The 22,318-nt window shown below is 68.3% G+C and carries 24 protein-coding genes; 11 read left to right on the forward strand and 13 right to left on the reverse strand.

Going from position 1 to position 22,318, the window contains the following annotated elements:
• The first annotated feature begins 60 nt into the window (after positions 1-60).
• Complete coding sequence (gene coaBC / locus NGK62_RS29275) at positions 61-1,257, forward strand: bifunctional phosphopantothenoylcysteine decarboxylase/phosphopantothenate--cysteine ligase CoaBC (RefSeq protein ID WP_059380495.1); 1,197 nt, start codon at positions 61-63, stop codon at positions 1,255-1,257.
• A 95-nt stretch (positions 1,258-1,352) separates the two neighbouring features.
• Here coaBC and NGK62_RS29280 read toward each other — a convergent pair whose 3' ends face one another.
• The 7 genes from NGK62_RS29280 to NGK62_RS29310 form a co-directional block, all read right to left on the reverse strand.
• The gene (locus tag NGK62_RS29280) at positions 1,353-2,246 is read right to left on the reverse strand and encodes a cation diffusion facilitator family transporter (protein ID WP_251881927.1); all 894 of its coding nucleotides are present in this window, start codon (positions 2,244-2,246) and stop codon (positions 1,353-1,355) included.
• Positions 2,247-2,369: 123 nt separating this feature from the next.
• Positions 2,370-3,359 (reverse strand): Bug family tripartite tricarboxylate transporter substrate binding protein, encoded by a 990-nt coding sequence (locus NGK62_RS29285; RefSeq protein ID WP_059380503.1) that lies wholly within the window; start codon positions 3,357-3,359, stop codon positions 2,370-2,372.
• Positions 3,360-3,478: 119 nt separating this feature from the next.
• Positions 3,479-4,165, reverse strand: coding sequence for an AroM family protein (locus NGK62_RS29290; RefSeq protein ID WP_118932851.1), 687 nt, complete (start codon positions 4,163-4,165; stop codon positions 3,479-3,481).
• Positions 4,162-5,091, reverse strand: a complete 930-nt coding sequence (locus NGK62_RS29295) for a DUF1177 domain-containing protein (RefSeq protein WP_059380492.1) — start codon at positions 5,089-5,091, stop codon at positions 4,162-4,164. The genes NGK62_RS29290 and NGK62_RS29295 overlap by 4 nt, the downstream gene beginning before the upstream one ends.
• Positions 5,088-5,792, reverse strand: coding sequence for a dipeptidase PepE (pepE, locus tag NGK62_RS29300; RefSeq protein ID WP_251881637.1), 705 nt, complete (start codon positions 5,790-5,792; stop codon positions 5,088-5,090). Before pepE ends, NGK62_RS29295 begins: the two co-directional genes overlap by 4 nt.
• A 70-nt stretch (positions 5,793-5,862) precedes the next feature.
• Positions 5,863-6,630: an IclR family transcriptional regulator gene (locus tag NGK62_RS29305; protein ID WP_118932849.1), complete on the reverse strand. Its 768-nt coding sequence runs from the start codon at positions 6,628-6,630 to the stop codon at positions 5,863-5,865.
• 160 nt (positions 6,631-6,790) lie between these two features.
• Entirely contained in the window at positions 6,791-7,744 is a 954-nt protein-coding gene (locus NGK62_RS29310; protein ID WP_118932848.1) for a LysR family transcriptional regulator, read from the reverse strand.
• A 137-nt stretch (positions 7,745-7,881) separates the two neighbouring features.
• Here NGK62_RS29310 and NGK62_RS29315 point away from each other — a divergent pair, with 137 nt between their 5' ends.
• Both NGK62_RS29315 and NGK62_RS29320 read left to right on the forward strand, forming a co-directional pair.
• Complete coding sequence (locus NGK62_RS29315; protein ID WP_118932847.1) at positions 7,882-8,874, forward strand: Bug family tripartite tricarboxylate transporter substrate binding protein; 993 nt, start codon at positions 7,882-7,884, stop codon at positions 8,872-8,874.
• Positions 8,875-8,891: 17 nt separating this feature from the next.
• The gene (locus NGK62_RS29320; RefSeq protein WP_251881639.1) at positions 8,892-10,319 is read left to right on the forward strand and encodes an amidase; all 1,428 of its coding nucleotides are present in this window, start codon (positions 8,892-8,894) and stop codon (positions 10,317-10,319) included.
• Positions 10,320-10,328: 9 nt separating this feature from the next.
• On the opposite strand, the gene NGK62_RS29325 is transcribed toward NGK62_RS29320, so the two are convergent.
• A complete protein-coding gene (locus NGK62_RS29325; RefSeq protein ID WP_251881641.1) occupies positions 10,329-11,369 on the reverse strand; it encodes a metal-dependent hydrolase in 1,041 nt (346 codons plus the stop codon).
• 106 nt (positions 11,370-11,475) lie between these two features.
• Between NGK62_RS29325 and NGK62_RS29330 the strand changes: the two genes are divergently transcribed.
• The 6 genes from NGK62_RS29330 to NGK62_RS29355 all read left to right on the forward strand — a co-directional run bounded on the left by NGK62_RS29330 (position 11,476) and on the right by NGK62_RS29355 (position 15,763).
• Complete coding sequence (locus tag NGK62_RS29330; RefSeq protein ID WP_054455998.1) at positions 11,476-12,114, forward strand: DedA family protein; 639 nt, start codon at positions 11,476-11,478, stop codon at positions 12,112-12,114.
• Positions 12,115-12,130: 16 nt separating this feature from the next.
• Entirely contained in the window at positions 12,131-12,640 is a 510-nt protein-coding gene (locus NGK62_RS29335) for a hypothetical protein (RefSeq protein ID WP_059380485.1), read from the forward strand.
• A gap of 69 nt (positions 12,641-12,709) precedes the next feature.
• Entirely contained in the window at positions 12,710-13,396 is a 687-nt protein-coding gene (locus NGK62_RS29340; RefSeq protein ID WP_187523940.1) for a dUTPase, read from the forward strand.
• Positions 13,397-13,569: 173 nt separating this feature from the next.
• Positions 13,570-14,262, forward strand: a complete 693-nt coding sequence (locus NGK62_RS29345; protein WP_251881643.1) for a 2OG-Fe(II) oxygenase — start codon at positions 13,570-13,572, stop codon at positions 14,260-14,262.
• Between the two features lie 50 nt (positions 14,263-14,312).
• Positions 14,313-15,017: a 2OG-Fe(II) oxygenase gene (locus tag NGK62_RS29350; RefSeq protein ID WP_251881645.1), complete on the forward strand. Its 705-nt coding sequence runs from the start codon at positions 14,313-14,315 to the stop codon at positions 15,015-15,017.
• 14 nt (positions 15,018-15,031) lie between these two features.
• A complete protein-coding gene (locus NGK62_RS29355; protein WP_251881646.1) occupies positions 15,032-15,763 on the forward strand; it encodes a 2OG-Fe(II) oxygenase in 732 nt (243 codons plus the stop codon).
• Positions 15,764-15,775: 12 nt separating this feature from the next.
• Here the strand turns inward: NGK62_RS29355 and NGK62_RS29360 are convergent, their stop codons facing one another.
• The gene (locus NGK62_RS29360) at positions 15,776-16,711 is read right to left on the reverse strand and encodes a LysR family transcriptional regulator (protein WP_059380482.1); all 936 of its coding nucleotides are present in this window, start codon (positions 16,709-16,711) and stop codon (positions 15,776-15,778) included.
• 146 nt (positions 16,712-16,857) lie between these two features.
• On the opposite strand from NGK62_RS29360, the gene NGK62_RS29365 reads away from it, so the two are divergent.
• Entirely contained in the window at positions 16,858-17,847 is a 990-nt protein-coding gene (locus NGK62_RS29365) for a tripartite tricarboxylate transporter substrate binding protein (protein WP_118932840.1), read from the forward strand.
• On the forward strand, positions 17,844-18,938 hold the full coding sequence (locus tag NGK62_RS29370; RefSeq protein WP_251881648.1) for a maleylacetate reductase: 1,095 nt from the start codon (positions 17,844-17,846) through the stop codon (positions 18,936-18,938). The genes NGK62_RS29365 and NGK62_RS29370 overlap by 4 nt, the downstream gene beginning before the upstream one ends.
• A gap of 66 nt (positions 18,939-19,004) precedes the next feature.
• On the opposite strand, the gene NGK62_RS29375 is transcribed toward NGK62_RS29370, so the two are convergent.
• The 4 genes from NGK62_RS29375 to ehuC form a co-directional block, all read right to left on the reverse strand.
• Positions 19,005-20,117 carry an NADH:flavin oxidoreductase/NADH oxidase gene (locus tag NGK62_RS29375; protein ID WP_251881650.1) on the reverse strand — a complete coding sequence of 371 codons (1,113 nt, stop codon included), beginning with the start codon at positions 20,115-20,117 and terminating at the stop codon, positions 19,005-19,007.
• Between the two features lie 107 nt (positions 20,118-20,224).
• The gene (gene ehuA, locus NGK62_RS29380; RefSeq protein ID WP_059380479.1) at positions 20,225-20,995 is read right to left on the reverse strand and encodes an ectoine/hydroxyectoine ABC transporter ATP-binding protein EhuA; all 771 of its coding nucleotides are present in this window, start codon (positions 20,993-20,995) and stop codon (positions 20,225-20,227) included.
• Positions 20,992-21,663, reverse strand: coding sequence for an ectoine/hydroxyectoine ABC transporter permease subunit EhuD (ehuD, locus tag NGK62_RS29385; RefSeq protein ID WP_251881652.1), 672 nt, complete (start codon positions 21,661-21,663; stop codon positions 20,992-20,994). The genes ehuA and ehuD overlap by 4 nt, the downstream gene beginning before the upstream one ends.
• Entirely contained in the window at positions 21,660-22,313 is a 654-nt protein-coding gene (ehuC, locus tag NGK62_RS29390; protein ID WP_118932838.1) for an ectoine/hydroxyectoine ABC transporter permease subunit EhuC, read from the reverse strand. The genes ehuD and ehuC overlap by 4 nt, the downstream gene beginning before the upstream one ends.
• Between the last annotated feature and the right edge of the window lie 5 nt (positions 22,314-22,318).

A 22,318-nucleotide genomic window follows, 5' to 3' on the forward strand; every position in this document is an offset into this window, starting at 1 on the left:
TGCAGAATAAAATCACTGTCCGTTCCTCGTTTACACGGCGCTGAACCCGCCGCCTCCCTCATGCTCGACCTCGCCCGCAAACGCATCGTCCTCGGCCTGACCGGCGGCATCGCCTGCTACAAAATCGCCGAACTGGTGCGGCGCATGACCGAACAAGGCGCCACCGTCGACGTGGTGATGACCGAGGCGGCTACGCACTTCATCACGCCGGTCACGATGCAGGCCCTGTCGGGCCGTCCTGTGTTCGTGGATGCCTGGGATGCCCGCGTGCCCAACAACATGGCGCACATCGACCTGACGCGCGGCGCGGACGCGGTGCTGATCGCGCCGGCCAGCGCCGACTTCATGGCCAAGCTGGCGCACGGCATGGCCGACGACCTGCTGTCCACGCTGGCGCTTGCGCGCGCCTGTCCCCTGCTGGTCGCGCCCGCCATGAACCGCGAGATGTGGGCCAACCCGGCCACGCAGCGCAATGTGGCGCAGTTGCGCGCCGACGGCATCAGCGTGCTGGGTCCGTCCGCCGGCGAACAAGCCTGCGGCGAAACGGGCGACGGCCGCATGCTGGAAGCGCATGAACTGCTGACCGACCTGATCGCCTTCTTCCAGCCCAAGCTGCTGGCCGGCCGCCACGTGCTGCTGACCGCCGGCCCCACGTCCGAACCCGTGGATCCGGTGCGCGTGCTGAGCAACCGTTCGTCGGGCAAGACCGGCTACGCGCTGGCGCGCGCCGCCCGCGAAGCCGGCGCCCGCGTCACGTTGATCACCGGCGCCACCTTCCTGCAGGTGCCGCGCGGCGTCACCGCGCTGTCAGTCACCACCGCGCGCCAGATGCACGACGCCGTGATGGCCAGCGCGGCCGACGCGGACATTTTCATCGCCGTGGCCGCCGTGGCCGACTGGCGCGTGAAGAACGTCAGCAACCAGAAGCTGAAGAAAACCAGCGAAGGCGGCGGCGCGCCCGTGATGGAATTCGAACCCAATCCGGACATCCTGGCCGAAGTGGCCAAGCTGCCCAACGGCCCCTGGTGCGTAGGCTTCGCGGCCGAAACCGAGAAGCTGGCCGAGCATGCCGAAGCCAAGCGCACGCGCAAGGGCATACCGCTGCTGGTGGGCAACCTGGCGCACAAGGTCATGGACGCGGACACCACCGAACTGGTGCTGTTCGACGAGCAAGGCACCCATCCCCTGCCCGCCGCCGACAAGCTGGACGCGGCGCGGCGCCTGATCGCCGAGATCGCCGCCCGCTTCCCGAAGTAAAAGCCAGGCCGCGGTTCCGGCCTGGCTGCTGACCAACCCCTGTTTCCGGACAGGGGTTTTTCTTTGCCGCGGGCTTGCCGCTCATGCGGCCGTCGTCAGTGGATATGCTCCTGCGAGGAACGATCCTCGCGCTCCATCTGCAGCGTCGTATGGTGCAGATGGAAATCCGCCTGCAGACGTTCCTCGATGGCGCGGCGCACCTGTTCGCCGTCGGCCCCGGCCGCCAGCACCACGTGGCCCGTCAGCATCGGATTGCTCTGCGTCACTGCCCACAGGTGTATGTCGTGAATCGAGACCACGCCGGCCGTATCGGCGATGGCGTCGCGCACGGCCTGCAGGCTCATGCCCGGCGGCACGCCCTCCAGCAGGATGTTCACGCATTCGCGCAGCAGCATCCAGGTGCGCGGGAACACCATGAAGCCTATGCCGACCGCCAGCGCCGAATCCACCCAGCGCCAGCCCGTGAACCAGATGAGCACGGCGCCGAGGATCAAGCCGATCGAACCCAGCATGTCGGCCCAGACCTCCAGGTAGGCGCCCTTCACGTTCAGGCTTTCGTCCTTGGCGCCAGCCAGCATGCGCATCGAGATCAGGTTGACGATCAGCCCGACCACGGCGACCGCCAGCATCCCCAGGGACTGGATGTCCGCCGGCGCCGACAGGCGCTGGTAGGCCTCGTACAGGATGTAGAACGCCACGCCCAGCAGCACCAGCGCGTTGACCGCCGCGGCCAGGATCTCGAAGCGCGCGTAGCCGTACGTACGCATCAAGTCAGCCGCCTTGCGGCCCGCGCGTATCGCCACCAGCGCCAGCAGCAAGGCCATGGCGTCGGTCATCATGTGCATGGCATCGGAAATCAATGCCAGGCTGCCCGTGATCATGCCGCCCGCGATCTCCACCAGCATGAAGGTGCCGGTCAGGCCAAAGGCGATCCAGAGGCGGGATTCGGGCAAGGCGCGGACGTCGCCGTGCTGATGGCTGTCGCTCATGACTGTCCTGATCATGGAAAGGCTCCATGACAAAGCCTGTAGCGGCTTCAGAGTCAAGCACGGCGGCGCGCGCCATGAAAAAACCTTCCGTGTTACCGGAGGGTTTTTGTTGGGCAACCCGGCTTACTGCTCCAGGCTGATGTTGGCCGCCTTGACGATGTCGGCCCATTGCTGGCGGTCCTTCTCCAGGAACTGGCTGAACTGCTCGGGCGTCATGCCGGTGACCGGCTCCGAACCCAGGCCGGCCATCTTCTCGACCAGCGCGGGCTGCTTCAGCACGTCCTGCATGGCCGCGTAGTAGGCGGCCAGCACGTCGGCCGGCAGGCCGGCGGGCGCGAACACGCCTTGCCAGGTCGGCATGTCGAAGCCCTTCAGGCCCTGCTCGTCCAGCGTCGGCACGTTGGGCAGTTGCGGCGCGCGCTTGATCGAGGCCACCGCGATCGCCTTGACCTTGCCCTGCGAAGCCAGCGGCGCGGCGGTGGAGATGTTGTCCATCGTCATGGCGATGTGGCCGCCCAGCAGGTCGGTGATGACGGGCGCGGCGCCGCGGTAGGCGGCATGCGGCACCTTCACGCCCAGCTTGTACAGCATGGTCTCGGCGATCAGGTGGTTGGAAATGCCCACGCCGGCGGTGCCGTAGGTGGCGGTCGGCGTCTTCTGGAAGTATTCCTTGAGTTCGGCCAGGTTGTTGGCCGGCACATCCTTGTTGACGATGACCACGTTGGGCTGCACCGCGGCCAGCGTGATGGGCGTGAAGTCCGACGGCTTGTAGTTCGTGCCCTTGGGGTTCAGGACATGGGTGATGGCCATGGACCCGGCGGCGGCGATGCCGATGGTGTAGCCGTCGGCCGGCGACTGGGCCAGGCGGTAGGCCATGATGTTGCCGCCGGCGCCGGCCAGGTTTTCGACCACGACGGGTTGGCCCAGGCGCTGCGACAGGGGCTCGGCCAACAGCCGCGCCAAGGTGTCGGCGGAACCGCCGGGCGCGAAGCCCACCAGCAGGCGCACCGGCTTGACGGGCTTCCAGGCGTCGGCGGCGAAGGCCGGCGCGGCCGTCAGGGCTGTGACGGCGAACAGTGCGCCAGCGGCGCGATGCAGATTACGGCTGAACATGAAAAACACTCCCAACGATTGATTGACGAAGCCCGCTTCGTCTCCTCTCGCCGCTCGCCTGTCCCCGCCGCGCCGCGCATCGGTGTGCGCGGCAAGGTTGCGGGACGGGTTCGGCGGCGTTATTCCAATACTTGCGCCAGCGTCTGCGCCACCATGCGGTTGGACAGCAGCACCGGCCGGCCGGAGGCCTGCGCCACGGCCTGGCGCATGCGCTCGGCGTAGCCCATGCAATGCATGACGATCAGGTCGCAGGACGCGAGTTCGCGGCCCGCCCGCTCGAAGTTGAGCGCGGCTTGGGCCGCGTCGGCTTCGTAGGGGGAGGCATGCACGACCACGGTCTCGCAGGACAGCGGCACGACCATGTGGAAGGCGTCGACCTGCGCCTCCAGCGGCACCACCAGGCCCACCTTGCGGCAATGCTCGGCCAGGCCTGCGACCAGGTGGTCCACCACCTGTTGCGGCTCCACCACCAGCGTGCGCATCGGCGCGATCGCGGTGCCGGTGCACAGCGGCACCAGCACGTCGTAGCCCGCGGCGTCGGCCTGGCGCATGACTTCGGCCAGCCGCGCCTCGGCGGCGGCCGCGTCCAGTTCGATCTGCGAGCCGTCTCGCAGGCGGGTGGCAAAGCGGTATTCGCCCGGCTTGGGCGCGAGCGCGGCCAGGCCGGCGGCATCCAGTCCGTCGAGCGCGCCGAATTCGTCGATGCGCACCTGCGCGCCCAAGAGCGGCGCCATCTCGGGCACCACATCGCTGCGCGGCGACTGGCCGATGGTGAAGAACGCCACGCGGCGCGGCTGCGCGCTCATGCCTCGCCCGCGCTTTCGCGGCCCACGGTCTGCAGATGCGCCATCGAACCGTAGCGGCTCTGCAAGGCGGCCCATTCCTTGTCGTCGACGAAGCTCATCGCGCCTTGCCCGTAGAGCTTGGCGATCTCGATGCAGAAACGCATGGCGACGTCGGCGTCCACGGCGTTGGTCACGCCCGTGGCGCAGCCCGGCACGGTGGTTTGCGCGGTCAGCGCCACGCCCACCACCGGCGCGCCGGTGACGATCGTGGGCTGCATCAGCGAGTTCACGTGCTGCAGGCCGTTTTCGTAGGGCGTGATGTCCTGCGTGGTCAGCGGCAAGGTCAGCGGCAGCTCGCCGCTGACCCAGCCCATGACGTCCAGCATGGTCTCGGGGATGCGCAGCAGATAGCCCTGGCGCGCGACCGGCGTCAGCGCCACGCCGCGCTTGTTGACCAGGCGGTTGCCGCGCGTGGTGTCGACGGACAGGATCGCGTCCATGCGCGGGTCGACCTCATGCGACATCATCTCGCGCATCGGGAACGGCGAACGCATCATCGGCACCGGATGATGCGGCCGCGTGCCGGCGCGCGGACAGATGTGGGTGCGGATGCGCACCGTGCCCGGCATGACGTCGCCTTGGCGCGCCATGGCCATCAGCTTGAACGCCGCGGCAATCGCGACCACCGCGCCATCGCTGTCGGACACCAGGCCGGTGACCGCCGGACGCGCGCCGATGCCGCCAAGGCGGCCGACGATGCCGAGTTGCGGCGCGGTTTCGTCGAGGCCCGGAATGACGATGGACAGGAATTCGGTGGCCGCGCCGTCGCGCTCCAGCCGGGTCACTTCGACTTCGCAGTTGCCCGCCGCGCGCAGTTGCTCGGCCACGGCCTCGCCCGTGATGTGGGCGGAGGACAGCAGTTCGATGGCGTCGATCACATGCTTCATGCCGGGATCTCCACGGGGCCCGGACGGAACACGCGCGGCTCTTCGTTGCCGAGGAACAGCGGCGCATCGTGCGGGCCGACCAGGTCGATCCGGTTGCCGCGCACGCGCAGCGCGGAGCCTTCCGGCAGGCCCAGCACGGGCATCTGCGGATTCAGCGTGCAGAACTCGGCCAGGCGCTGGGCGCGGGTTTCGCCGCGATGTCCGGGAGGATGGGCATTGGTGTAGTGCGGATTGATCTGGAACGACAGCAGGTCCAGGGCGTCGAAGCCTTGCGGGTCCGTGATGGGCATGTCGTTGGTGGTGCAGATGCTGGGGCAGCTCAGGTTGGAGCCGGCGCTCCAGCCCAGGTAGGCCGCGCCCTCGCGCACGCGGCGCGCCACGACGTCCAGCAGGCCTAGTCGGCGTAGCTGGCCCAGCAGATTGAAGGTGTTGCCGCCGCCCACGATGATGATGGCGGCGCCTTCCAGCGCGGCCACCGGATCCTCGGCGCGATGCAGCCCCTGGATGGCCAGGCCGGTATCCGCCAGCGCCGATGCCACCAGCGCGGTGTAGTCGTCCCAGTCGCGCGTGACGCCGGCGTACGGCACGAAGACGGCCGGCGCGCCTTGCGGCAGCGACGCGATCAGTTCGCGGATGTCGGGCAGCGCGTGGACCAGATAGCCGGCGTCGCTGCTGGAATTGCTGAGGAGCAGTAGGTTCATGTGGAGGATTTCCGTAAGGGGATTTTCTGGGTGTCCGGCGGCGCGGACGCATCTGTGGGCCTGAAAGCGTTCAGGCCAGCCAATAGGGATCGTTCAGTTCGCGGCCCAGCGCCCCCACCTGCCGCAGCACCGACTCGCGCAAGCGCGCGACGCGGGCGGCATCGGCCTGGAAGGAAACGAAGGACAGGCACAGGCCGCGCAGTTCGCCGGTGGCGGGATCGCGCACGGCGGCTGCCACCGCGCCTATGCCCGGCATGGCCTGGTCGATGGCCACGCCGCAATGGTCGGCGCGGGTCTGCGCGACCAGGCGGGCCAGTTCGCCGACCGTGGCGGGACAGTCGCGGCCTTCGGTGGGCAGCGGCTGGTCGGCGTCGGCGCCGTAGAGCGCCTGGAACTCGGTTTCGCTCAGGCGCGACAGCAGCGCCCGGCCCATGGCCGTGCCCGAGGCGGCGCGGCGCGAACCGGGCGGCGACAGCACCTGCACCGGGTGCGAACCGTTCAGGCGCTGCAGCACCACGGTTTCGCGCTGGTTCAGGGTGGAGAGATAGGCGGTCAGGCCGCTGTCGTCGGACAGCCGGGCCAGCACCGCGCGGCAGGCGTCGTCCAGCGGCGTGGCCGCCATGCCCGCGCGCACCGCCTGGGCCAGCATGGTCCCCGCGCGGTAACGGCGCGTGGCGGCGTCCTGGTCGAGCAAGCCGTAGTGCTGCATCTGGTTGAGCAGGCGCGACGCGCTACTCTTGGGCATGGACAGGCGCGCCGCCACTTCCGTGAAGCTCAGCTCCGACGCGCCTTCCGCATACAGCCCCAGCACGCGCTGGACGCCATCGAGAATACTCATGCTTGTTCCATAAAACGGAACTTATGTTCCTGTAATTTGAACAAGAATAATGCGGGGCTCGTCGGCGGTCAATACGGAAGGACCATGAAAAAGCCCCGGCGGTCGCCCCCGGGGCCTGGTCGCGGGAGCTGCGAGCGCCCGCGTTGACCAACGCAATGCTTCAGACCATCGGCCGCCCGTCCTGCGGCGCCTCGCAGAATTGCAGGAAGCGATGCAGCGGCGTCTGCCGTTCGGCGGCACGCTGCCACGCGAGGACCGTAGGCGGGTTCTGTACACCCAGCTCGACCGGCAGGATGACCGCCTCGGCCCCGACGGTCAGACGTAGTGCCGCCGCCAGCGGCAGCATGACCAGGTAATCCGTGGTGCGCACGAATTCATCGGTGAGCAGCAGATCGCTCACCTGGATGCCGCGCGGCGGCAGTTCCAGGTCGCATCCCAGGAACAGCGCGGTCAGCTTGTCGTGCATCATCGTGCCCGGACGCGGCTTGCACCAGGGTTCTGCGTGCAACTCGCGCAGCGTAAGGCGGCGGCGGGCGGCCAGCGGCGACAGCCGGGCGTTGGCGACGACCACCAGCGGCTGCGGCGGCACCAGCCGCAAGCGTCCCAGGCCAGGCGCTATCAGCTCGGGCGTGTCGTAACACACCAGCGCGTCCAGCTTGTCGTCCAGCAGCAGGTCCGCCATGGCGCGGTATCCGCCGGCCTGCACATCGAGCGCGACGCCGGGCTGCGCCTGGTTGAAGGCATGGATCAAGGGCGCAAGAGTCAGTTTGCCCATGTCGGTCGCCACGCCGATGCGCAAGTCGCCCAGACGGCCGCTGCGCACATCCGTAACGGCCTGGGCCAGTCCGCGGGATTGCGCCACCACGGCCTCCATCATGGGCAGAATCTGGCGGCCCATTTTCGTCGGACGCTTGGCATTGCCGATGCGCTCGAACAACTTGAAACCCAGCTGCGATTCCAGCTCGGCCAAGGTCTTGGAGACCGCGGACTCGCTCACGTTCGCGGCGGCGGCCACCTCCTTGGCCGACGGCGCATCGCGCAGCGCCAGCGCAATCTGCAAATGCCGCAGCTTCAGGCGCGAGGCCAGCGACTCGATAGGCTGCGGCTTGACCATTTTCTCAACCCCTTAGTCGAATAATTCACTATACGGTAAACCCTTGCGGACCGATGATAGCGGCATAGCGCGTGGCCATGAGCCGATCCGCGGCCGGCCAGGCCTCAGGAGCAATAGAGCGCAAACAGGAGACCGCCTTGCCAGCCCGACCCCGCCTTCTTGCCTTTATCCTTGCCGCCGCGACCGCGGCGGGCCTGCAACCCAGCGCGATGGCCCAGGAGCCAGCCAGCGGCGACAAGCTCGTGCGCCTGGTGGTCGGCTACGCCGCGGGCGGCGCCGCCGACGCGGTGGCTCGCGCCTATGCCGAACAATTGCAGGCGGCGGGCTACGCCAACGTCATCGTCGAAAACCGCCCCGGCGCATCGGGACGCCTGGGTTTCGACGTGGTGAAACGCGCCAAGGCGGACGGGCTCACCCTGTACCTGGGTTCGTCGCCGATGTTCGTGATCTTTCCGCTGACCTACAAGAAGCTGGGATACGACCCGGACCATGACCTGCGCCCCGTCGCCCTGGTGGCCGACGTGCCCACCGGCGCCGTCACGGGCGCCGCCCAACCCTACGGCAACATGGCCGAATACGTGCAATGGGCCAAACAGGCGCGCGCCAAGGCGACCCTGGGCCTGGCGACGCAAGGCAGCCCCGGCCAGTTGGGAACGATAGAAATGGGCGGCCAGAACGGCCTGGAGGTCGTGCCCGTGCTCTACCGCGGCGCGGCGCCGATGCTGGTGGACGTGGCGGGCGGCGAAGTGTCGATGGGCTGGGATGCCGTCGCCAGCATGCTGCCGCTGTACAACGCCGGCAAGGTGAAATTCCTGGGCGTGGCAGGCAGCCGCCGCCTACCCACGCTACCCAATGTGCCGACGCTGCTGGAACAGGGCTACCCGCAGTACCAGCATGCCGCCAGCTGGTATGGCGTGTACGCCCCCGCGGCCACGCCGGACGCCACGATCGCCCAGCTGGAACAGGCTTTTGTCGCGGCCGGCAAGCGGCCAGCGCTGGTGGAAAAACTGCAGACCGCGGGCTTCCTGGTCGAACCCCAGGACGCGCAGGCCGCCAAGCGCCGCATCGGCGTCGAACGCGCGCACTGGGCCCCCATCGTCAAGGCCGCCGGCATTTCCTTCGACGAATAAGGCGGAACGTGGTTTCGATGAACGACTCTCTTTGCGACTTGAGCGCGGTCGAGGCCGCGCGCCTGGTCCGAACCAAGGCGGTGTCTCCGGTCGAGCTGGTGCGCGCCTCCCTGGAACGGGCCGAGCGGCTGCAGCCCGTCCTGAACTGTTTCATCACGCTGTGCGCGGAAGAGGCCATGGCCGAAGCCCGGCTTGCCGAAACCGCGCTGATGCGCGGCGATGCTGCCGGCCTCTTGCATGGCCTGCCCTACACGGTGAAGGACCTGGTCAATACCGCGGGCGTGCGGACCACCTTCGGCGCGTTGCCGTTCAGCGCGAACGTGCCGGCCGAAGACGCCGTGGCTGTCGCGCGGCTGCGCCAGCAAGGCGCCGTCCTGATCGGCAAGACCACGACGCCGGAGTTCGGCTCCAAGTCCATGACGGATTCGCCGCTGTTCGGCCATACCCGCAACGCCTGGAACCTGGAACGCACCTGCGGCGGTTCCAGCGGCGGCGCAGCGGCGGCGACGGCGGCCGGCATCACGGCGCTGGCCGTGGCCAGCGACGGCGGCGGCTCCACCCGCATCCCCGCCGCGTGCAACGGCGTGGTGGGATTCAAGCAAAGCCTGGGCGCGATACCGCACAGCCAGGCGCAGGACGCCATCGGCAACCAGACCTACGTGACGCCGACCACCCGCACCGTGGCCGATACCCGCTTGATGATGGCGGCCATGGCCGGTCCGCATGACTGCGATCCATGGTCGCTGGGCATACCCAGGGCCGACTACGCCGGCGCCGCGACCAGTCCCGAAACGCTGCGCGGCAAGCGCGTCCGCTATTGCCTCGCCCCGCCCGGCCGCCCCGTGGCCGCCGACGTGCGCGGCGCGTTCGAGGCCGCGCTGGCGCGCCTGGCCGATCTGGGCGCGGAAGTCGAACCGTTCGACGGCGCGGGCTTCGATGTCGAGCCGATCTGGCGCGTCATCAACCACACGGTCTGGCGCACCCGCTTTCTGCCGCTGATAGAACGCGAACCCGACGCCTACAGTCCCACCTTCCGGCGGCAGATCGCCACCGCCGCGGCGTTCAGCGCCCAGCAATACCAGGAAGCCATGTTTGCCCGCACCGCGCTCTACCGCAAGGTGCAGGCCCTGTTCGGCCAGGCCGACCTGCTGGCCATGCCGACCATGTCGCGCACCGCGTTGCCGCTGGGCACGGACATATTCGACACCATGGACATCGACGGCCGCCCGTACGGCGACATCCGCGCCCATTGGTATCCGTGGACCATGCTGTTCAACCTGACCGGCCACCCAGCCATCAGCGTGCCTTGCGGCCTGGGCCAGGATGGCATGCCGATAGGCTTGCAGCTGGTAGCCCCTTGCCACGCCGACCTGCCGCTGCTGCAGGCGGCCGAAGCCTACGAGCAGGCCCGCGCGCCGCTGCCGCGGCCGCCCGCCATCGCGTAGATCGCGTCCCTACCTGGTCGACAGCTCCGACCACTGCGCCAGCGGCAAGGGCGGCTGCGCATGCAGGATGCGGCCCAGCACCAGCTTCAGTTCGGCCCAGCCGCCGCGCTCGGTGGGCCAGCTGGACGGCGTCACCGCCTGCCAGTTGCCGCCCGCCGCGCGTTCGGCCATCTTGAAGCGGAAGGTGTAATGTCCCGCCATGCCCATGCGCAGGTCCGTGACCACCAACGCATTGCCGATGACGTCGTAGCGCAGCCAGTCGTCGGTGAACCAGCTCAGGCGCTGGTGCAGCGGCACGTCCGCCAGCGCCTGCGCCACATGCAGGTTGAGCGGCTGGCGCAGCCATTCCGGCGGATCGCTGTCGAACAGGCTGCTGACCGATTCGTAATAGTGGCCATCTGGCGTCTTGGCGATGACGCGCCACACCAGCGTGTTGAAAGGCATGGGCACCGCGCGCAGTTCGCTCAGCGCAATGCCCTGCCCCTGCATCGCCTCGCGCACGCGGTCCTCGGCGGCGATGCGTCCGGCCAGCCCGAATCCCAGATAGGCCGTGCTGAACACCAGCGCCGCGGCCAGCAGCCGGCGCGCCGTCAGCGTCATGCCGAAGCCGACGGCGAACAACACCGCCAGCAGCAACGGCACGGTATAGACCGGGTCAATGATGAACACGGCGGCCCAGCTTTCGGGGATGAGCGCCAGCGGCCAGAACAGCTGCGTCCCGTAGACCGTGAAGGCGTCCAGCACCGGATGGGTCACCAGCACCAGCCATAAGGTCAGGAACAGCCGGCGTCCGCTGTATGGCGCCTGCGGCCAGTATTTGCGGATCAGCCAGGTCAGGAAAACAGCCAGCCCGGTCAGCACGAACACCGAGTGCGAGAAGCCGCGGTGGTAGGTCATGAGCGACACCGGGTCCGGATAGCGCATCAGGACGTCCAGATCCGGCACCGTGGCCAGCGCCGCGCCATAGATCAGCGCCCGGCGTCCCTGCACCCGCCCCAGCAGGGCGCCCTGTATGCCCGCGCCCAGCACCGCCTGCGTAACCGAATCCATAACTCTCCAACAATTAGCTTCATCCAGACGGACTATACGGCGCACCGACAGTTCCGCAGGCGTTAACATACCTGATTGCATTCAGCTAATTTTCAACTTCGTAAATATGGACCAATACATCGACCAGATCGCGATGTTCATCGAGGCCAACCAGGCCTGGGCGGGACCGATCACCTTTCTGCTCACGCTGGGTGAATCCATGGTGCTGCTGGGCCTGTTCATCCCGGCCACGGCCTTGATGCTGCTGACCGGCGGCCTGATCGGCGCCGGCACCCTGAATCCCTGGGCCATCATCGCCTGGGGCATCGCCGGCGCCATCGTGGGCGACGCGCTGTCCTACTGGCTGGGCCGCTGGGCCGGCCCCGGCATCCTGCGCCGCTGGCCGCTGAAGCAGCAGCGCAGCGGCGTGGCGCGCGCGCGCCTGTTCTTCTACCGCTACGGCTTCGCCTCCGTGCTGATCGGCCGCTTCCTCGGCCCCATCCGCTCCACCATTCCCACCGTCGCCGGCGTCATGGGCATGGGGCACAGCCGCTTCCAGATGGCCAACGTCGCCTCCGCCATCCTCTGGATGCCGCTGATGCTGGCCCCGGGCTACATCACCGCGCGCAGCCTGGGCACGGCGGACAACGCGCAACAGATTGCCATGATGATCGGCGCGGGACTCTCGGTACTGCTAGGATGCGGGCTGTTGATAGCCATGCTGCGCAAGCGCCGGGTCCCGGCGCGCCAACGCCGCGGCAACTGAACCGGAGAGAGGGGCAATGGCCATAGACGGGGAACCCAGGAATGGCGATTTCGCGCGCTACGTCGAAAACCTGACGCGCGCCGGCGGGGCATCGCCGGGACAGGTTCCCGACAAGCGGACGGACTCCCGCCCGGCAGCGCCCCCGCCTCCTGCCTCGCCATCCGAAACGCTGTCCGGCGCGCCCTGGGGCAAACCGGCCCCGCCGCCGCTGCAATCGCGGCAAGCGCCCGCAGCCCCGGGCCAGACGGATGCCGCCGAGGTATCGATGGCCCGCCAAGCCACCCAGCGCAAGATCGGCGTCATCCTGACGGTGGGCGGCATCCTGGCCGGCTGGGCAGGCGCGCGCATCATCTTCGAAGCCCTGCGCGGCCCCGGCTTCGACCTGGACGAGGCCATGCCCGCCGTCTTCCTGTTTTTCTTCGCCATGATGCTGTTCAAGGCGGCCCGCAACGCGCGCAATCCGCGCAACAAGACGCCGCTGCCGCCGCTCAAGCGCTCCTCGTACCGCAAGGACGGCGGCGCCTGATTCCGCCGTCGCGGCGGCGCGGCGCGGACGGGCAATGGTGCTAACATTTCCGCCGCTGTCGAAAGACCCATGAACCACGGAGTGAAAGTGAATAACGTAGTCGGATTGAACCAGGCCCAGGCGGCCACGATGCTGAAGCTGCAGGGCCACTTGAACAGCATGATCAATCCGGATTGGGTCAACGGCGGAGCCCGCTTCCTGCGCGCCGCCTTCGTCGAATCCGCCGAAGCGCTGGAACACTACGGCTGGAAGTGGTGGAAGAAGCAGACCATCGACCTGCCGCAAGTGCAGATGGAGCTGGTGGACATCCTGCACTTCTATCTGTCGCACACCATCGTCCAGTCCCGCGGCGACATCGCCGCCGCCGCCGGCGCGCTGGTCGCCGACCTGTCCGGCCCGGCTTCGGTCGCGCTGGACGGCAAGACCCACACGCTGGACCAGCTGAACGTGCCCGAGCTGCTGGAACTGATCGGCGGCCTGGCCGTATGCGGACGCGCCAGCTTCAAGGTGCTGGAACAGACCATGACGTCCTGCGAGATGAGCTGGAACGACGCCTACACGCAATACGTGTCCAAGAACGTGCTGAACATCTTCCGCCAGCAACATGGCTACAAGGAAGGCACCTACATCAAGATCTGGAACGGCGAGGAAGACAACGTCGTGCTGGCCCGCCTGCTGTCGCAGCTGGATCCCGCGCGCGAGGATTTCGCCGACCAGCTGCATCGCGAACTGGAGCAGGCTTATTCGCGCCTCTGAGCCGCGACGGTTCCTGCCCGCCCGAAGAACGCCGCATCCGCGGCGTTTTTTGTTTTGGGGGGATGCCAGCGCAACAAACGGAGTTTCAAATGGGCGGTGGATTTCTACACTGACCTCGCCTGTAATCACAGGGAGGACCGGGCATGCGCGCCGCGGCAAGCGGGAACGAAGACATGACAGCAACAGCCTATGACTGGCAGAACGTGGAGCACGCGCTTGATGCCCACGGCAACGCCGTGCTGCCCGGACTGCTGACACCCGCGCAATGCCGCGCCCTCGCCGCCCTCTATCCGGATGAAGCGCGCTTTCGTTCGCGCATCGTCATGGCGCGGCATGGCTTCGGCCGCGGCGAATACAAGTACTTCGCCTACCCCCTGCCGCCGCTGCTCGATCAGCTGCGCCACGCGCTCTATGCCCGGCTGGCGCCGATCGCCAACCGCTGGAATCAGCGGCTGCGTGCGGACACGCAGTACCCGCCCGAACTGGACGCCTACCTGCAACGCTGCCACCGGGCGGGCCAGACGCGTCCCACGCCATTGATGCTCCAGTACGGCGCGGGCGACTACAACTGCCTGCATCAGGATCTCTATGGCGAGCATGTGTTTCCGCTGCAGGTCGCCATCCTGCTGTCGCAGCCGGGCAAGGATTTCACCGGCGGCGAATTCGTCATGACCGAGCTTGCGGCCCGGAGCCAGCGCGCCGACGTCGTGCCGCTGGACCAGGGCGACGCGGTGGTGTTCACCGTCAATCAACGGCCAGCGGCGGGCGCGCGCGGGCCGCGCAAGGTCGCCATGCGGCATGGCGTGAGCCGCGTGCGCAGCGGCCGGCGCCATACCGTGGGCCTTATTTTTCATGACGCGGCATGATGCCCCGTTCGCTTGCGACCATCGATGAGGACCCTATGCATGACAGCGGCATGAACGCCCCCGAAACCAGCCTGGACCGCCTGGACTGGACGGACATCGGATCGCAGCTCGACGCCGAAGGCTATGCCGTGCTGCCAGGATTGCTGGGCGCGGAACTGGCGCGCAGTCTGGCACGGCAGGCCGACGCGCCGCCTGCCCGGCGGGTGAGCCTGGCATCTGCCGACCTGGGCCGCGGCGACCTTTACTACTTCGACGCCGGCATGCCGCCGCCGCTGGAGCAATGGCGCGCGGCGCTGTACCGTCGGCTGGTCGTTCACGCCAATCGCTGGAACGAGCTCCTGAACGTTTCATCGCGCTATCCCGATGAGCTGGACGATTTTCTTCAGCGCAACCGCGACGCCGGCCAGGCCCGGGCGCAATCGCACCTGAACCGGCTCGGCGTCGAAGACTACATGGCACTGCACCAGCGCACTGAAGGCTTGCAGGTCTTCCCCATGCAGGTGGTCGCGCTCCTGTCCGAACCGGGAGACGGATTCCAGGGCGGCGAGTTCGTGATGACGGAGCAGCGCCCGCGCATGCAATCGCGTCCGCTGGTGGCGCCGCTAGCTTGCGGCGATGTCGCCATCATCGCCACGGGGGAACGCCCCTTTCACGGTTCCAAGGGTTACTACCGCGTCAACTTCAAGCATGCCGTCAGCCGCGTGCGCAAAGGAGTCCGCATCGGCCTTGAACTGTTTTTCCACGATTCGCCCTGATGCCAGCCCAAGCCATGCCCACATCGACCATGCTGCACGACCTGCCTGAAACCCGGATTGCGGATGCGGACTGGCAGGCTGTCGAAGACGATCTCGGCCGCGATGGCTACGCCGTGCTGCCGGGGCTGCTGACGCAGGCCCAGTGCGAGGCGCTTGCGGCCGGCTACGGCGAGCAAGCGCGCTTTCGCAGCCGCATCGTGATGGAACGCCATGCGTTCGGCCGCGGCGAGTACAAGTACTTCAGCTATCCGCTGCCCGATATCGTCGCGGGCTTGCGGCAGTCGCTCTACCCGCGTCTGGCCCCCATCGCCAACCGCTGGCATGCCGCCATGCGCCTCGAAGCGCGCTTTCCGGCGACGCATGACGAATTCCGGGAGATCTGCCACGCCGCCGGACAGCGCCGGCCCACGCCGCTGCTGCTGCGCTACCAGGCGGGCGACTACTGCTGCCTGCACCAGGACCTGTACGGCGACCACGTCTTTCCATTCCAGGCCATCTTCCTGCTCAACGAGCCGGGACGCGATTTCGAAGGCGGCGAGCTGCTGCTGGCCGAGAGCAATCCCAAGCAGCCCGGCCGGGCCGACGTGGTGCCCTTGCGGCAAGGCGATGCCGTGGTGCTTGCCGTCAACCACAGGCCTGTGCGGTCGGCGCGCGGCTATTACCGCGCGAATCTGCGGCACGGAGTCAGCCGGCTGCGCAAGGGCGAGCGGCACACGCTGGGCATCATCTTCCACGATGCCAGGTAGGCTGCGTGATCGTTAGGCCGCGCGCGCAGCCTCGATGGCGGCATCCCAGACGGAAGGCGAGCCGATCTGCCGCCGCAACTGCTCGGTGAAGGCGCGGATGCGCGCGTTGGCGCGCGGCATGGCGCGCAACAGGTAGATACCGCTTTCGGGTGGCGGGCTGGCGTCCTGCAACGTCAGTTGCACCAGCCGGCCCGCGCCCAGGTCCACCCCCGCGGACCAGTTGGGCATGAGCGCGATGCCCAGCCCTTCCAGCGCCGCGAACCGGCGCGCGTCGCAGTCGTCGCATTCCAGGACGAACCTGGCGTCCCGCGCCCATTGGCCATCCCCCAGCTCGCGCCAGCCGCGCACGCTGGTGCTATGGCGCCGGTCGATAAGGCGATGGCGCGACAGGTCCGCCAGCGTGCGCGGCACGCCGTGGCGTTCCAGGTATGAGGGCGCGGCGCAGATCAGATAACGGTGGCTGCCGATGCGCTGCCCGATCAGGCTGCTGTCGGGCTGCTGCCCCACCCGCACCACCACGTCCATGCGTTCGACCACCGGATCCACCACGCGCTCGGTCAGTTCCAGCTCCACCTGCAATTGCGGATGGCGCTCACCCAGCTGCTGCAGCATGGGCACCACGTAGCGCCGCGCGAACGCCGGCAGGCAGCTGACCCGCAACAAGCCCTGCACGGTCTGCTCCAGCGAAATGACTTCGGAGCGCGCCTCGGTCATGTCGTGCAGGATCTTCACGGCGCGCTCGTACAGCACCTCGCCGGCCTCGGTGGGCATCAGCGCGCGGGTCGAGCGCACGAACAGCGGCACCTTGAGCTCGGATTCCAGCGCGCCGATCTGCCGCGCCACGGACGAGGCCACCATGCCGCGGCGGCGGGCCACCTCGGAAAAGCTCTGGGCGCGGGCGACGTCGACAAAGATGGACAGGCTCTCGGCGAATTTGACGGTTTTCATTTGTGCGTGCAGCGCAAAAGGCTTTGGCGTGGGACGCCAGCTTTCCTGGGAGGTTTGGCAATTACGATAGCGTGCATGGCCGCATTTTGGCAATTTTGACAAAGATAAACGGCCGACTACAACGACGACAAGCCCTGGAGACACGCATGCCCCCGACTACCGCCCCCCGCCGTTCGCACCGCGCCCTGCTGGCCAGCGCCGCCCTTGCCGCAGGCGCCTGGGCCGCCGCCCTGCCCGCGCTGGCGGATTCCTATCCGAGCAAGCCGGTGACGGTGGTGGTCCCCTTCGCCGCAGGCGGTACCGTGGACCGGGTGGCGCGCCAGGTGCAGCAGGCGCTGCAGGACAAACTGGGCCAGACGGTGGTCATCGACAACCGCGGCGGCGCCGGTGGCACCATAGGCACGGCGCTGGTGGCCAAGTCCGCGCCTGACGGCTATACGGTGGAAATGGTGTTCGATTCCTACGCCACCGAGCAGCACATCTACCCCAAACTATCCTACGACACGGCGCGCGACCTGACCGGCGTGTCTTACATGGTGCGCTCGCCCATGGTGCTGGCCGTGACGGGCAATGGCCCCTACCAGACACTCGCCGACTATGTCGCGGCCGGCAAGAAGGGCAGCGTGTCCTACGCCTCGGTCGGCGCGGGCAGCTCCAACCATCTGGCGGCCGAAATGTTCCACCAGGCTGCCGGCACCAGCGGCATCCATACGCCCTACCGTGGCGGCGGCCCGGCCGTGTCGGACCTGATGGGCGGACATGTGGAGTCCATCATCGCCAGCCTGCCGCTGGTGCTGCCCCACATCCAGAGCGGCAAGCTGCGCGCGCTGGCCGTGACCGCGCCCAAGCGCGTCGCGGCCCTGCCGGACGTGCCCGCCATCGCCGAAAGCTATCCGGGCTTCGAGATCTATTCCTGGGTGGGCATGGTGGCGCCCGCGCAGACGCCGGCGGCGACGCTGGACAAGCTGGCCGACGCCACCATCGCCGCGCTGCGCGATCCTGCCGTGGCAGGACGCATCACCGAATCGGGATTCGAAGTGGTGGCCGGCGGCCGCGACGACATGAACCGGCTGGTGCAGGCCGAGTCCCAGCGCTGGGGCGAGCTCATCAAGCGCCGCGGAATCGTTGCACAATGACCGACATGCAGACGGGGAACGCCATGCACTCCTTCATCTACGCCAGCCACGCCCAGCGCGTGGTATTCGGACCGGGCAGCCTGGGCGGCCTGGCGGCCGAACTCGATGCGCTGGGACTGCGGCGCGCGCTGGTACTCTGCACGCCGCCGCAACGCGCGCAGGCCGAACGGGTCGCGGCGCTGCTGGGCGAGGCGCGGGTGGCCGGCATCTTCGACCAGGCCGTGATGCACGTGCCGATCGAAATCGCGCGCCAGGCGCGGGAGGCGGCGCGCAAGCTGGGCGCCGATTGCGCGGTAGCGGTGGGCGGCGGCTCCACCATCGGCCTGGGCAAGGCCATCGCGCTGGATTCCGGGCTGCCGGTCATTGCCGTCCCCACGACCTATGCGGGCTCGGAGATGACGCCGATCTACGGCCTCACCGAGAGCGGCCTGAAGAAGACCGGCAAGGATGACCGGGTGCTGCCGCGCAGCGTGGTGTACGACCCCGAGCTCAGCCTGTCGCTGCCGGTATCGATGAGCGTGACCAGCGGCATCAATGCCATCGCCCATGCGGCAGAGGGCCTCTACGCGCAAGACGGCAATCCGATCATGGACCTGATGGCGCAGGAAGGCATACGCGCGCTGGCGCAGGCGCTGCCCGCCATCCACGCAGGCTCCCAAGGCGCGGAACTGCTGCAGGCGCGCAGCGACGCGCTCTACGGCGCCTGGCTGTGCGGCACGGTGCTGGGCAGCGTGGGCATGGCGCTGCATCACAAGCTCTGCCATACGCTGGGCGGCAGCTTCAACCTGCCGCACGCGGAAGTCCACACCGTGGTGCTGCCGCAAGCCCTGGCCTACAACACCGCGGCCGCGCCCCGGGCCATGGAGCGCATCGCGGCGGCGCTGGGCGCGCCGGCTGCCGCGGCGGGCGTATTCGATCTGGCCAGCACGCTGGGCGCGCCCACGGCATTGCGCGACATCGGCATGCGCCAGGAAGACCTGGACCGCGCCTGCGACATCGCCATGCAGACACCCTACCCCAATCCGCGCCCGCTGGAACGCGAGGCCTTGCGGGCGCTGCTGCAAAACGCCTACGAAGGAAAACGGCCGTGATGGGTCAAGCGCGGCGGCCTATGACAGCCTCTTTTCGGCGCTGACGGCGCGCTGCGCCCATCCCGCTCACCGTTGTCCGAAGCGCGTCTCGCCAAACAGCGCCTTCTGCTCGCGCGGCTGCGAGCGCCAGTACTGGCGCGGCGCGCAGACCTGGCCGCCCAGCTGCGCGGCGGCGTGCCAGGGCCAGCGCGGGTCGTACAGCATGCCGCGCGCCAGCGCGACCATGTCGGCCTGGCCGCCCTGGAGAATGTCTTCGGCCTGCTGCGCCTCGGTGATCAGGCCTACCGTGATGGTCGGCATGCCCACCTTGCGCTTGATTTCGTCTGCGAACGGCACCTGGTAATTCGGACCCACGGGTATCTTCTGCTGGGACGAGACGCCGCCGCTGGAGACGTCGATGAATTCACAGCCGCGCTCCTTCAGGGCTTGCGCCAGGACCAGCGTCTGTTCCAGGTCCCAGCCGCCTTCGACCCAGTCGGTGGCCGACACGCGCACACCCAGCGTCACCGACGGCGGAATGGCCTCGCGCAGCGCCTGGAAGACTTCCAGCGGAAAGCGCATGCGGTTCTCGAGCGAACCGCCATAGGCGTCGTCGCGCCGGTTGGACAGCGGCGACAGGAACTGGTGCAGCAGATAACCGTGCGCGGCATGCAGCTCGATCGCGTCGAAGCCCAGCCGCACGGCGCGCCGGGCGCTGGCCACGAAGGCGTCGCGCACGCGCGCCAGGCCCGCCGCGTCCAGCGCGTGGGGCGGCGGTTCCGACGCGTTGTGCGGCACGGCCGAAGGCGCCCAGCCTTGCCAGCCGCCGGACTCGGGCGGCACCAGTTGGCCGCCGTTCCAGGGCGCTTCGCTGGACGCCTTGCGGCCCGCGTGGCCCAGCTGTATGCCCAGCTTGATGGGCGCATAGCGGCGGATGGCGGCGACGACGCGGCCGATGGCCGCCTCGGTTTCGTCGGACCACAGGCCCAGGTCTCCCGGGGTGATGCGGCCGTCTGGCTCCACGGCGGTGGCCTCCACGAACAGCAGCGCGGCGCCGGACAAGGCCAGGTGCCCCAGGTGGATCATGTGCCAGTCGGTCGCCAGGCCGTCTTCAGCCGAGTACTCGCACATGGGCGCAATGACGATGCGGTTGGCCAGTTCCAGCTGGCCGATGGACGTGGGACTGAAAAGCAGGGACATGCTGGAGCCTCCGGGGCGTGGGATGCGACAGCATAGCGCCCCGGCCCGTCCGGGAACCTGAATACCGCAGCCCCGGGCGGGGTCAAGGCGCGTCCGCAAGCGATGCGCTACTGCCCTTCGATCACCGAGTCCAGGAACTGGCGCGTGCGCGGCTCCTTGGGCTGGCTGAACAGCACCGACGATTCGGCGTCCTCGACGATGTTGCCCTGGTCGAAGAACAGGGTCCGGTCCGAGCTGCGTTCGGCGAACTTCATCTGGTGGGTGACGATGATCATCGTCATGCTGCGCCGGGCCGACAGGTCGCGCAGGATCTGCAGGATGCCGCCGACCAGTTCCGGGTCCAGCGCCGACGTCACCTCGTCGAACAGCATGATGTGGGGGCACATGGCCAGCGCGCGGGCGATGCCCACGCGCTGCTTCTGCCCGCCCGACAACTGCGCCGGATAGACATCCAGCTTGTCGCCCAGGCCGACCATTTCCAGGTACTCCACGGCCTGTTCGCGCGCCTGGGCGCGAGGCATGCCCCGCACATGCAGCGGCGCTTCCATGGCATTGGCCAACGCCGTCATGTGCGGGAACAGGTTGAAGTGCTGGAACACCATGCCGATCTTGCCGCGCACCTTGCGCAGGTGCTCCGAGTTGGGGCCGACAGAACGGCCCTGAGCGTCGGTCCACATGGGCACGCCGTCGATCTCGATATCGCCGCTGGTGGGCCGGTCCAGCGTCATCAGCACGCGCAGCAGCGTCGACTTGCCCGAACCCGAGGGGCCGATCACGGCCACGGTCTGGCCCGACGGTATCTCCAGGTTGATGCCGCGCAGCACCTCCAGTTCGCCGTACTGCTTGCGCAGGTTCTTGATGCTTATGCTGGCGCTCATCTTTTTCCTCCATATCGTTGCAGGCGGGCCTCCAGGCCGCGCACGCCCCAGGCCGCCGCCAGACTCAGCGCCAGGAACAGCAGGCCCACCAGGGTCAGGGGCTCGGTGTAGCGGAAGGTGGCAGAGCCGATCATCTTGCTCTGCTGCAGCAGTTCCACCACGGTGATCGCCGACAAGAGCGGCGTGTCCTTGAACATGGCCACCAGGTAATTGCCCAGCGCCGGCACCACCGGCGGAATCGCCTGCGGCAGCACCACGCCCACCGCCGTGCGCCAGCGCGACATGTTCAGCGCGGTGGCGGCCTCCCATTGGCCGCGCGGCACGGCTTCGATGCCGGCGCGGTAGACCTCGGCGCAATAGGTCGCGTAGTGCAGGCCCAACGCGGTGATGCCGGTGGCCAGCGGCGACATCCGCACGCCGGTCAGCGGCAGCACGTAGAACAGGAAGTACATCTGCACCAGCAAGGGCGTGCTGCGCACGAACTCGATCACGAAGGCCGTGGGCAGGGACACGATGCGCAAGCGCGAACGCCGCAGCAGGGCCAGCGCCAGGCCCAGCATGACGGCCACCAGCATGCCCAGCACCGTGGCCTGGATCGTGATGAGCAGCGCGGAGCCCAGCGTGGGCAGGATCTCCAGAGCGAAGGACCAATCGAATACCGGCTTCATCGCACGCGCACCTTGCGTTCCAGCAGACGCACGCCGCCCGTGATCAACAGGGCCACCGCGAAGTACATCAGCAACATCAAGGTGAAGATCTCGGTGGTGCGCAGGGTCTCGCTGCGCAGCAGCTGGCCGCGGAAGGTCAGGTCGGTGATGGTGATGAGGGACACCAGCGCGGTATTCTTCAGTAGCTCGATCAGCAGGTTGCCGGCCGGCGGCAGCATGGCCGGCACGGCCTGCGGCACCACGATGCGGCGCATGATCTGGCCGCGCGTCAGGTTCAGCGCGATGCCGGCTTCGCGCTGCCCTGGCGGCACCGCTCGGATCGCGCCGCGCACCACTTCCGCGCCATAGGCGCCGGCGTTCAAGGCCAGCACCACGATGCCCACCAGCATGGCCGGCAGCTGCACGCCGAACAGCGGCAGCACGAAGTAGAACCAGAACAGCTGCACCAGGGCCGAGGTGCCGCGAAATACCTCGACGTAGACCGCCGCGATCCAGCGCAGCGGGCGCAGGGACGACAGGCGCCCGATGCCCGCGGCCAGCGCCAGCGGAACGGCCAGCACCACGGCGCCGGCCATGATCTCCAGGGTCACCGCCAGCCCCTGCAGGAGCGGCGGCGCCAGTTCGGCGAAATGCTCGGATATCAACCGCATGCGCG

The sequence above is a fragment of the Achromobacter sp. Marseille-Q4954 genome, from assembly GCF_943737025.1.
GTDB classification, from domain to species: Bacteria; Pseudomonadota; Gammaproteobacteria; order Burkholderiales; family Burkholderiaceae_B; genus Achromobacter; species Achromobacter bronchisepticus_A.